Here is a 10,949-nt window from a genome sequence, read left to right as displayed (position 1 = left end):
GGTTGCCCGGACCGTGGCGCTCGCCGGGCCCTCGCCGCCCGCGCTGATCGCACTCACCTTGAACTCGTATTCGTGCTCGTGGATGAGCGCGCCCGCGGTGAACGACGATCCCTCGGTCACCGGGTATTCGAGTTTGGTGAAGGCGGTCTCGCCGGCTGTCAGGTCGCGTTGATAGATCCAGTAGTAGAGGCTGGGCCCCGGCGCGGTCCAGCTCAGCCGCACGGTGCCATTGCTGTTGGGCGTCGCGGTGAGCGCCGCCGGAGCGCCCGGCAGGTCGTAACGCGCCCGAGCCTGCACGGGCGGGCTGCGCGGGCTTTCGCCGCCGCCGTTCGTCGCGGACACGACGAACTCATAGTCGTGGTGGTGGGCGAGCTTGCGGGCGGTCGCGGTCGTCCCGAACGGGCTGTCCGTCTCGACCGGCAAGAATTCGGTCTGCTCCTCGGTCAGGTCGCGGATCAACACGCTGTACTGTGCGGGGCCGACGACCGGCGACCAGCTCAGTGCGATCTCGCCGGCGCCGTTGGGCACCGCTTGAAGGTTGGCCGGGGTCGCGGGCGCGACGACGTGGATGGTCACCGATCTGGCGTCGCTGAGCGGGCCCTCACCGGCCGCGTTGACGGCGGCGATGCGGAACTCATACGTGTGTCCGTCGCGCAGCAGCGCCACTTCGGTGGCCGGTTGCGACGCGGCGTGCGGCTGGCGGGCGAAGTGGGTCTGTTCCGCCGTCAGATCTTTTTGATATATCCGGTACCCGGTAGCGCCCGCGACAGCGGTCCACCTCAGCCGGATCGGGTCGCTGTCGCCCTCGATCGTCAGCCCGGTGACCCGTGCGGGCAGGGTGCTCGGGTCAGGCGTGGGCAGTGGCCAGGGCAGCTCCACGAAGCGCGGCCGGTAGATCCGCGCGTCGGCGTGATTGTCACCGGACTTGACGCTGTTGACGTTGTAGGACAACAGCAGTTTGCCCGTTGCGGCCAGCGACGGGTGGGTCCGGGCGTCGTAGATGATGTGCCCCGGGTTGGCCGCGGGCTCGGGCGCGTCGAACAGGTAACGCGGCGCGCCGAACGGCCCCGTCGGGCTCGTGGCCACGTGCGCGACCACCGACGGGGCGAACGGGGTGTTGGTGTCCTGGGTGACGAGCAGGTATTCGGCCCCGATGCGGTCGACCGAGAAGCCGCCGACCCCGCTGAGCAGCCGCCGCGAGTCGGTCTCGTTGGCCGACCAGCCCGTGCCGTTCCAGAACTGCCACGCCCCGGCCAGCCCGGCGCTCGCGCGGGCGACATGGGCGAACTTCATGCCGGCGGTGTGCTCGGTGCCGTAGACGTAGAGCTGCCCGCTGTCCTCCAGAATCGTTGTGCCCCAGGCGATTTTGTTGGTCAGCGGAAGTGCGGTGACGCCGGTGAGCGTCAGCGCCGGCAGGGCGAACGTGGCCAGCGCCGTGCCGAGCAGCTCGAAGTCCAGCGCCCCGTCGCCGGTCTTGCGGTACCGGTTGTAGAGCACCTTCAGCGTGCTGCCGCCCACCATGCCGTCGGCGACCCAGAACATCTCACTGGCCAAACCGGTGTCCACCAACGCCTTCGGCGCGGTGGCCGTGCCGCCGTGCAGGGTCTGCACGAGCGAGGCGCCCTGCTGCACGACGATCGAGTTGTTGATCAGCGGCGTGTCGGCCGGCCGGGAGTGGTCGGGGTTGACCGTGCCAAGGAAGGTGTCGGAGTACAGCCAGGCGACCCGCCCGTCGGGCAGTGGCACCGAGACGGTGCTGTCGCCGCCGGTCCAGTGGCCGCCCTGATCGCCGTATGCGCCCCACATCGTGTTGAGCGCGGCCGCCGACATGGGCGAGGGCGCGACCGAGGCGGAGCCGGGCACGGCCCACAACAGTCCGGCCACCACGCACAAGACGACGATCCGCGCGCCGGATCGGCTGCTGCGGGCTAGGCTGAGCAGTGACATGCCTGATTCCACTCTCGGTCGGTCCAAAATGGACGGCATAGGGCCGCGCGGGCGTCAGCATGCCAGAGGGCGCTGCCAGTTCGCTTTCACTTTGCTTTCAGCGGCGTTACCGGGCGTTGACCCGGTCAGTTTTGAAGAAGCGACCGCCGCGCCCCGATCCCTAGCATTAGGGTCATCAACATCAAGACCAGCAGGTAAGGAAGCTGCGATGCCGAACACGAAGAACTCTGCCAAGAAGACCACTGCGGCGGCCGGCAAGACATACGAGGGGTTCTCCGCCGAGGAACGGGCCGCGATGAAGGAGCGCGCCGAGGAGCTGAAGGCGGGCGGCCGCCGCGGCTCGCCCGCGGCCAAGGCGGCGAAGGAGGAAGAAGCCGTGCTCGCGAAGATCGCCGAGATGCCGGAGCCGGATCGCGTCATGGCCGAGCGGATCCATGCCATCGTCAAGGCCAGCGCGCCCGACCTCGCGGCGAAGACCTGGTACGGGATGCCCGCCTATGCCAGGGACGGCAAGGTCGTCTGCTTCTTCACCCCCGCGGCGAAGTTCAACGAGAGGTATGCCACGTTCGGCTTCAACTCCGAGGCGAATCTCGACGAAGGCAACATGTGGCCGACCTCCTTCGCGCTGACCAAGCTGACCCGCGCCGACGAGAAAAGGATCGGCGAGCTCGTGAAGAAGGCCGTGAGCTGAGCTACACCCAGGCGAGGGCGGGGCGCAGCGGCACGGTCGGGATGGCGCCCTGCAGCAGCGTGCGATAGATCTGCATCAGCTCGCCGGACGGGTCCACACCGAGGCGGTCGCTCAGCACCGCGCGTGCCTCGTGGTAGGCCAGCAGGGCTTCCGCCCGCCGGGAGGCGTGCGCCAGCGCGGTGAGCAGCAGCACCCACAGCCGCTCGCGCAGCGGGTTGTGCACCACGAGCGCACGCAGCTCCGCGACCACACCGGACAGGTCGCCCCGGGCCACGCGCACGGCCAACAACGCTTCCACCGCATCGAGTTTGAGCTCCAGCAGCCGGATCCGCTCCGCGCACGCCAGCGGCCCGACTGCGCCGTCGAGCGGGACGACGCCGCGCCACACGGCCATGGCCTCCGTGAGCGCCGCCTGGGCGTCATCGAGGCGCGTGGCCGACAGGGCCGCGCCGGCCCGCATCCGCAGCCGTTCGAACTCGATCACGTCGACCTGTGCGGGCGCAACGGCGAGCTGATATCCGGATCCGGGCAGGCGCGGCAGCGTGTCCTCGCCGAGCAGCCGGCGCAGCCGCCCGACGTAGGTGTGCACGAGGTTGACCGCGCTGCGCGGGGCATCCCCGCCCCAGAGGTCGTCGATCAGCTGGCGCACTGACACCACGTGCCCGGCCCGCAGCGCGAGCGCGGCCAGCGCCTCGCGCTGCTTCATCGGTCCGATGTAGACGGGCGTCTGGCCGCGCTCGGCCTCGACCTGCCCAAGCAGTCTGACGTGGACCGTCATGGCAGCCACGCGACACCCGCCAGTGCGACCGTCCACAACAGACCCGTGACGAGTAGCACGCGGTCGCGGAACAGCCCGCGTGCCGGATCGCCGCCGCCCCGGTGGACGACCACGATCTGCAGATATCTGCTCAGGCCGAAGAACGCGAACGGCAGCGACAGCAGCAGCGCCACGTCCGTGTGCGGTGCGGCGAACTCACGTCTGGCCAGATGGAAAAGGAAGGCGGCGACCGTGAGCACTGAGCACATCACGATGAGGTAATCCAGGAATTGGGTGGAGTATCCGTGCAGCGATGGCCGGTGGGTCGCGTCCGACACGGTCATCTCGTGCCTCCGCTTGCCCGTGATCAGCAGCAGGCACAGCATGAACACGGTCAGCAGGAGCCCGATCGACACCTGGGCGTCCAGCGCGAGATATCCCTGCGCCGCGCGGAGCACGAACCCGGTCGCGACCACGAACACGTCGAGCAGCGGCACGTGCTTCCACCAGCCGGTGTAGGCGACGTTGAGCGCGAGGTACGCGAGCACCGGCCACGCGGCCACGCCCGGTGCGAGCACGATCCCGAGCATGAACAGCACCGACAGCAGGCCGAGCACGGCGCACGCCAGCGGGACGCTCACGACCCCGCAAGCCACCGGCCGCGCCCGCTTGACCGGATGGGCCCGATCGCGATGCCGGTCGATAACGTCGTTGAAGACGTACACGACCGAGGACGCGAGCAGGAAGAGCCCGACCGCCCAGGCGAGCCGCGCGAGCGCGCCGACCTCCGCCGTCGGCGCGTCCAACAGGGCCAGCGGGACCACGAGCAGGCTCTTGCCCCACTGCCCGGGGCGGGTCAACGACAGGAGCGCACGCAGCCGGCGCTTCTTGAGCGGGACGATTATCGGGGGTCCCGCGATGTCTAAGGTTCGCACTGCGGCCTCGTTTCAGAAGAACGCCTTGGCCAGCTTCAGGGCGCCCTGGCTCCACGGCTCGCGGCTGGTGCGCCCGGATCCCTGTGGAGTGGTCGGCCTGCTCGCCTGCCACCAGCGGTAGGTGTGCAGAATGGCGTCGCGATTGGACAGTTGGGGCCGGAACCCCAGCCGCTCGCGAATCTTGTCGGTGCTCACGTAGGAGTCGTTGCGCAGCTTGTGCAGGAGGCGTCCGTAGACGGGGGACAGGCGTGCCCGTTCGAGCAGTTGCAGCAGCGCGAGGGCGGGCGCGGCGGGCAGCGGGATCACCCGGCGGCCGTGCCCTGCCGCGTCGAGCACGGCCTGGAAGTCCTCGCGCAGCGTGCCGAAGTCCGTGGCGGCCATGTTGAACGTGTCGTTGGTGAGCTCGGCGGGCGCGTGCGCCAGCAGGTCGATCGCGGCGACGAGGTCCTGCACGCCGAGCATCTGGATGCGCACGTCTCCCTTGCCGAGCACGGGGAAGTGGCGGCCCTCGTCGGCCCATTCGAACAGCATCGCGAACAGGCCCATGCGCCCGGGTCCGAGGAACGTCTTGGGCCTGATCATCGGCAGGGCCATGCCGCGGGCGCGGAACTCCTCGCACACGACCTCGGCGTCGGCCTTGGCCCGGCTGTAGACGTCGACGGGGGAGCGCGGATAGTCCTCCGGCGTGGGGACGATGGTCGGCAGTCCATAGACCGCCGTGGACGAGACCTGCACGAAGCGCGACACGCCCGCCGCGAACGCCGCGTCGAGAACGGTCCGCGTGCCGTCGACGATCACTGAGCGGATCTCGTCGGCGGGATAGCTGGGCAGGGCCGCCGCCGTGTGCACGACCACGTCGACGCCCGCCATCGCCGCCCGCACGCGGGCCGCGTCGCGCACATCCACGACGTGGCTCACGGCACCCTGCACGTCAAGGCTGCGCACCGCACAACCCTTGTCGCGGAAGTGGGCCACCAGGTTGGAGCCGAGCATGCCGGCGCCACCGGTCACGAGCACATTGGTCACCACAGCCCCGACACCCTTTCTTTGAGGAACCGCACGAGCAGCCGGGAGAGCCCGGTCGACAGCGTGGCGTCGAAGCAGTCCAGGAAATACTCCAGATCCTGGCGCGTGGCCACCAGCGGCGGCCCGACGACGAGTGGGTTGCGCCCGTTGAGGGTGTAGTAGGTGAAGACGTTGTGCTCGCGATACAGCGCGTCGATCACCGCACACGTCACGAGTTTCGTGGTGAACTGCGGATCCTTGGCCATGCCGACCGGTGCGAGCTTGCCCACGAGGTCGAGCGCCTTGATGTTGTTGTTGATGAACACGCCCCACAGCGCCCCGGCGCCACGCACGTCGGCGATGATGTCGGGATGGTTGCGCCGCAACCGGTTGAGGCCCGGCCCGAGCACGCTCTCCAGTTCCCTCGCACGGGCCGGGAAGTCCTCCTCGACGGCGATGTTGATCGCCTCGATCGCGGTCGCCGTCTCCTCGCCGAAGCCGTAGTAGGTGGTGCTGGTGGACTGCAGCAGTGCGTCATTGAGGTTTTCGTACGCCTTGCGGAAAACCGGTTCGCGGGCGACGAACGCCGAAATGGACGACTTGCCGCCGCCAAACGATTTGGAGGTCGTCAGGACATCGGGGAGCAGTCCGTCGTACCGCATGAAATAAAAGAGCGAACCGGTCTTCCCCCAGCCGGTGTAAATTTCGTCGAAAATCAGCACGATGTCCTCTTTGGAGCACAGCTCGCGCAGCCCGCGCAGGAACTCCTCGCCGCACCACTGCATGGTCGAGGCGCTGAACGGCTCGATGAGAATGGCATAGACGTCGCCCCGATGCCTGTCAACGAGAGCGCGCACCGAGTCCAGATCGCCGTACGTGAAAACGTCGATGCCCGGGATGGTGGGGAACGGGAAGCTACTCTGCCCGGTCAGCCCGCCCGAGCCGAGCAGCTTGCCGTGGAAGCTGATGTCGGCGCGCAGCACGGTCTTGCGCTTGCCGCCGTGGTATTTGTAGGCCAGCTTCACCGCGCCCTCGACCGCCTCCGCGCCGGAGTTGGGCAGAAACGACTTGTTGAGGTCGCCCGGCAGCACGGCCGCGAGATTCTGGCTCAGCGCGGCCAGATAGGGCGAGAAGTAGGTCTTGTGCACCTCCATCCGCAGCGACTCCTGAAAGTCCTTACGCACGGCCAAAATACGCGGATGATTGTGCCCGTGGTTGAGCACGCCGACCCCGCCGGTCAGGTCGAGGATCCGTCGGCCGTCCTGCATGTGCAGGTAGGCGCCCTCGGCGTAGTCCACCAGTTCGCGGCCGAAACCGAACGAGGTCATCAGCGTGACCTGACTGGCGTTGACGTAGTGGCGATACATGTCGTGCACCTGCTCCACGGACAGCTTCTCGGCGTCCGCGACGGTGAGCAGGATCGGCTTGTCGTCCCTGGTCATCGGGGCCTCCTGGGCGGCTCGAATTCACCTAGACGAAGGCTAGGAATCCGCTTGAGCCACCGGCAGGTAGCGACCGCGATAACTGGACCTAATGCCCGCCGCCCATGCGCCCGGTAGCGACCCGCTCTGCGACCTTAGCGGCGACCGGTCTTCGACCCGTGCTCGATGATCAATTGATGACGGTTTGATGAGGCCTCGGTCGAGCATGGGACCAGAAGGAGGTATTCATGTCCCGTCTCACCAAGAGGGTCACTGCACTGGCCGCGGCCGCGCTCGCGACGGCAGTCATCATCCTCGGCCCCGGTGCCCCGGCCAACGCCGCAGACAGGTCCGCCACTTGCAGCGTAGGAAGCAATTACTTTGGCCGTGGCGACGTCTGGTACACCTACACCGGCGGCTACGACTACATCGACTACTACGAGTACACGCAGCAGAACGGCGGTCCCAAAACCGACGTGCGGATCCAGCAGTATTCGGACAGCACCATCATCTACCAGTGGGTGGATGACGCCATCCCGCACTACGCCTGGGAAAGCCACAATCCTTCCCAGACGGTGCGGATCATCGGTAGCGCCGCCGCCAAGACGCTGTTCCGGTTCGCGTTCGACCAGTTCTTCGACGACCCGATCTGCTCTGCGATCACAACCACCTGGTAAATCATCCGGCTTGGCTCGGGGGGCGCGTTCATCGCGTGCTCCGAGCCACCACAGACCCAAGGAGGCCGTAGTGCGCGGGCTGATCGCCGCCTCGGTGGCCGTCGCGATGCTCGCCGGCGGGTGCACCAGCGCCGAGTTGCCGCCGCCCACGCCGATCAAGGCGGGGCTGGTGCTGCTGGCCGCGACCGACGAGGGCGCGGTGGCCGTCGACCGTTCCACCAACTCACTCGTGGGCTTCGACCGCTCAGGTTCCCAGGTGTGGTCCGAACCGGCCGCGCTCAAGGCGGGTGCCACCTTCGCGTGCCTGCGGCAATGCCCTGACGCGATTCTTTCCTATGGGTACGTTGGCCAAGGCCCGGATCGCGCGCCGAAGCGCGTCGGTTCGACGACGGTCGACCCGTTGCAGGTGTCCAAGGCCCACCACCACCGGGTGCTGGCCGCCCGCTCCGCCGACGACATGGTGATCGAGGAAACCGACGAGGCCGGCAGGACCACACTGCGGCTGGTCGGTCCCGGACAGCGGGAGCTGAGTGTCGAAGTGTCACACCAGGACCAGGTGTGGCTGGAGACCGTGGACCGTTCCCACGCCATGGCCTTCACCCGGATCCCGGGCGCGTCCGGTGCCACCATCCAATGGTTCACCCGCGACGCGTCGGGCTGGCGCCCGACCGGCGATGCCCTGCCGCGTGGCACAGCCTCCAACGGCTGCCTGGGCGATGGCGGCGCTGTCGCGCTGATCGCCGGGCGCAGCTCCGCGCTCATTGTGCAACGCCAGCGCCGGGTCGAACTGCGCGTCGATCTGCATTCGGCCGGCGAGTGCGGCATCGGGCCGCACGGTGGTGTCGTGGTAGGACGGTCGATCTCCGGCGATGGGCAGGTGCGTACCGCGGTTCGCGGGATAGACCTGCAAGGGTCGCAGACCTGGGCACGCGACTTCGCCGGCGAGGCGTTGATAGCCGCCGAGCACTCCGGTGCGCGCACGGCCATCGCCTACAACGGGATACTGGAAATCCTTGACACCGCCGGGAACGTGGCCTATTCCGAACCCGACATCGGCTCGGCACTGTTCGCCGAGAACGGTGAGCTCGTCGTGGCAACCCTGTCGGGTAAGGTGCGGCGGCTGCCGCCTACGCAACAGGCGCGACGATGAGGGCGGCGCCGACCAGAAGGTCGACAGCGATGCAGAACTCCGCGTATCCGCGGGGGACGACTCCCACCGCATAGTGGCGGCTCAGATCTCGGTGGTGCGTCACGTCCCAGGCCGCGTGCGCGATCCACCCGGCCGCTGCGATGTAGTGGCCTGCCTTCGGATCGACAAGCACGGCCAGGAGGGTGCAGCCGCCGAAGATGACCAGGCCGAGCAGTTCGAGCCGCAGCACACCGGGGCGGCGCAGCTGCTTTCGTGCCGCTCCGAACACGAGGTATGCCACCGCCAGCATGGGCAGTATCGCCGTTGTCGGCTCGGATGGCCGCCAGGGCTCGACGGTGAGCAGGCCGGCGACGCCGATCAGCACGCCGAGGAGGGCGGGCCACCACCGACCCAGCACCCGGAGCGGGTTTGACCGTGATGTGCTGCTGGCCATACTGTCTGTCTCCTTCAGCCGGCTTGGTGCCGCCCCGGTCGGAACCGGCCGGGGGTCGTTCCGGCGACCCGTTGGAAGGCGCGGTGCATGGTTTCGACGGTGCCGAATCCGCAAGTGCGTGCCACGTCCTCGAATGAGGTATCGCTCGTCTGAATCAGGCGTTTGGCCGCTTCGACCCGGGTTGCCTGCACGAACAGCGCCGGCGTTGTTCCGGTCTCCCGGCGGAAGGCCCTGCTGAACGTCCGCACGCTCATCGCGCAACGGCAGGCGAGCGCCGGCACCGAAAGGTCGGCATCGGGGTGTTCGGCGATCAGCGCCAGAATCTCGCGCAGCGGCGCGCGCAGCGGCCGGTTCACCGCGAGCTGCGCGCTGATCTGTGGGAATCCACCGGGTCGGTGGACGAACATGACCAGCTCGCGGGCCGATGCCAGGGCCAACTCGGGACCGTGGTCGTGTTCGACGAGCGCGAGCGCGAGGTCCATCCCCGCGGTCACACCACCGGATGTCCAGACGTGACCGTCCCTGATGTAGACCTGGTCGGGCTCGACGCGCACCGAGGGGTAGCGCTGCGCGAGGATCTGCCCGACCGTCCAATGCGTGGTCGCTCGCCGTCCGTCAAGCAGGCCCGCCTCGGCCAGCAGCAGAGCCCCGGTGCAGACGGACGTCACGCGCCGGGCCGAGTCCGCGGCGCCGCGCAACCAGCCGACGAGGTCCGGGTCGCCAATTGCCTGTGAAATCTGGTACCCGCCAGCCGCCATCACAGTATCGATGGAGTCCACATGACTGGTGGCCCGCTCCGTGGCGAACGCCAATCCCGACGTGGCGGTGATCATCCCGCCGGTGGTCGAGACCACGGATATCTGGTATCGAGGATCGGCCCCGAACCGGTTGGCCATCGCGAAAACCTCAAGCGGGCCAACCACATCCAGACCCAGCACCCCCGGATACGTCACGATGACGACCCTGCGCGAATCGTCATCTGCGGCCAGGTCCACGTCACCATGATTCGACACGGTCACGGGCCGGGCAAGGACACGTTCCTGACGAATTCGGCCACACCAGGCACTAAGCAGGTGTCACGACGCGGTCCGCTCCGCGGCGACCGGCACGAGAAGCGCGGCGACAAGGGGAAACGCGGCTACCACGGCGAAACTCGGCGCGAAGCCCGAGGCCGCGATTGTCAGGGCCAGGACCGGCGGGGTGGCGGCCGTCAGCGCGTTCTGGCCCGTGGTCTGGATGCCCAGGGCGCGGCCGGCCCACGCGGAACCCGCGTATTCGGCGACGGCGGTGAAGGACAGGCCGTTGCTGCTCACCGCCACTACCGCCAGGAACAGCAACACGGGTACCGCCAGGCCTGATCCGGCCGCGGCGGCGACGGCCAGCGCCAGCATTCCCGCGCCGGTCGAGACCGCGATGATCCGCATGGGCTTCAGCCGGCTGCCGGTGCGGTCGGACCAGTAGCCCGCCCCGAGCCGGCTGAGTGCGCCGCACGCCTGCGCGCCGGCCAGCAGGTATCCGGCGTCGAGGACCGTCCAACCACGAGCGTCGGTGAGGAACACCAGCGCGAACGTGGTGACCGTGAACTGGGGAATGACCAGAAGCGCGCTGGCGGCGTGAATGCGCCACAGGCTGGCGGTGCGGTAGGGCGACCCCGAGGCCGGCTTCCGCTCGGGTGCCTTCTGGCCAGGGGTGGACGGCTTTGGGGCTGGATCGCGCACGAACACGAACGCCGCCGTTGCCGCGGCCAGGAACAACGCTGCGAGGAACAACAGTGGCACGCCGGTGCCGCCGGCAGCCAGGGCGGGCAGCGTGGCGGCGGCCAGCGCGAGACCCATCGGCCCTGCGCTCTGCCTGATGCCCATCGCCAGGGCGCGCTCGTGCCGCGCGAACCAGCCGAGGATGAGCCGGCCGCTGGCCAGCACCGAGCCGCCGG

At 68.5% G+C, this 10,949-nt stretch carries 11 protein-coding genes; 3 read left to right on the top strand and 8 right to left on the bottom strand.

Translation table 11 applies throughout. The features are described 5' to 3' along the window. On the bottom strand, positions 1–1,947 hold a 1,947-nt coding region (locus DM816_RS35880; protein ID WP_117214971.1), incomplete at its 3' end, for a fibronectin type III domain-containing protein. A 208-nt stretch (positions 1,948–2,155) separates the two neighbouring features. Here DM816_RS35880 and DM816_RS35875 point away from each other — a divergent pair. After that, the gene (locus tag DM816_RS35875; protein WP_117214970.1) at positions 2,156–2,638 is read left to right on the top strand and encodes an iron chaperone; all 483 of its coding nucleotides are present in this window, start codon (positions 2,156–2,158) and stop codon (positions 2,636–2,638) included. A 1-nt stretch (position 2,639) separates the two neighbouring features. Here the strand turns inward: DM816_RS35875 and DM816_RS35870 are convergent, their stop codons facing one another. Genes DM816_RS35870 through DM816_RS35855 form a run of 4 tightly spaced genes read right to left on the bottom strand, consistent with a single transcriptional unit; the run spans position 2,640 to position 6,663 of the window. Continuing rightward, positions 2,640–3,416 carry an AfsR/SARP family transcriptional regulator gene (locus tag DM816_RS35870; protein WP_117214969.1) on the bottom strand — a complete coding sequence of 259 codons (777 nt, stop codon included), beginning with the start codon at positions 3,414–3,416 and terminating at the stop codon, positions 2,640–2,642. Next, entirely contained in the window at positions 3,413–4,330 is a 918-nt protein-coding gene (locus tag DM816_RS35865; protein ID WP_117214968.1) for a UbiA prenyltransferase family protein, read from the bottom strand. The genes DM816_RS35870 and DM816_RS35865 overlap by 4 nt, the downstream gene beginning before the upstream one ends. A 12-nt stretch (positions 4,331–4,342) precedes the next feature. Then, a complete protein-coding gene (locus DM816_RS35860; protein ID WP_117214967.1) occupies positions 4,343–5,359 on the bottom strand; it encodes an NAD-dependent epimerase/dehydratase family protein in 1,017 nt (338 codons plus the stop codon). Next, positions 5,353–6,663, bottom strand: coding sequence for an aspartate aminotransferase family protein (locus DM816_RS35855; RefSeq protein ID WP_211589003.1), 1,311 nt, complete (start codon positions 6,661–6,663; stop codon positions 5,353–5,355). Before DM816_RS35855 ends, DM816_RS35860 begins: the two co-directional genes overlap by 7 nt. A 341-nt stretch (positions 6,664–7,004) precedes the next feature. Between DM816_RS35855 and DM816_RS35850 the strand changes: the two genes are divergently transcribed. After that, positions 7,005–7,433, top strand: coding sequence for a hypothetical protein (locus DM816_RS35850; protein WP_117214965.1), 429 nt, complete (start codon positions 7,005–7,007; stop codon positions 7,431–7,433). Positions 7,434–7,503: 70 nt separating this feature from the next. Further along, a complete protein-coding gene (locus DM816_RS35845) occupies positions 7,504–8,583 on the top strand; it encodes a hypothetical protein (RefSeq protein WP_117214964.1) in 1,080 nt (359 codons plus the stop codon). On the opposite strand, the gene DM816_RS35840 is transcribed toward DM816_RS35845, so the two are convergent. The 3 genes from DM816_RS35840 to DM816_RS35830 form a co-directional block, all read right to left on the bottom strand. After that, positions 8,561–9,016: a hypothetical protein gene (locus DM816_RS35840; RefSeq protein WP_162908176.1), complete on the bottom strand. Its 456-nt coding sequence runs from the start codon at positions 9,014–9,016 to the stop codon at positions 8,561–8,563. The genes DM816_RS35845 and DM816_RS35840 overlap by 23 nt on opposite strands. Before the next feature lie 14 nt (positions 9,017–9,030). Then, the gene (locus DM816_RS35835) at positions 9,031–10,011 is read right to left on the bottom strand and encodes a GlxA family transcriptional regulator (RefSeq protein WP_211589002.1); all 981 of its coding nucleotides are present in this window, start codon (positions 10,009–10,011) and stop codon (positions 9,031–9,033) included. An 81-nt stretch (positions 10,012–10,092) separates the two neighbouring features. Next, positions 10,093–10,949, bottom strand: an 857-nt coding sequence (locus tag DM816_RS35830; RefSeq protein ID WP_162908175.1) for an MFS transporter, incomplete at its 5' end; no start/stop codon positions are given.

Origin of the sequence: Allorhizocola rhizosphaerae (assembly GCF_003426775.1) — a bacterium.
GTDB classification, from domain to species: domain Bacteria; phylum Actinomycetota; class Actinomycetes; order Mycobacteriales; family Micromonosporaceae; genus Allorhizocola; species Allorhizocola rhizosphaerae.
Note: the sequence above shows the minus strand (reverse complement) of the source record. Positions and strands in the feature narration are given on the sequence as shown.

Coding starts and splice junctions, on each gene's coding strand:
- DM816_RS35855 (WP_211589003.1), bottom strand. CDS start 6,663: ATGACCTCGTTCGGTTTCGGCCGCGAACTGGTGGACTACGCCGAGGGC.
- DM816_RS35850 (WP_117214965.1), top strand. CDS start 7,005: ATGTCCCGTCTCACCAAGAGGGTCACTGCACTGGCCGCGGCCGCGCTC.
- DM816_RS35870 (WP_117214969.1), bottom strand. CDS start 3,416: ATGACGGTCCACGTCAGACTGCTTGGGCAGGTCGAGGCCGAGCGCGGC.
- DM816_RS35840 (WP_162908176.1), bottom strand. CDS start 9,016: ATGGCCAGCAGCACATCACGGTCAAACCCGCTCCGGGTGCTGGGTCGG.
- DM816_RS35875 (WP_117214970.1), top strand. CDS start 2,156: ATGCCGAACACGAAGAACTCTGCCAAGAAGACCACTGCGGCGGCCGGC.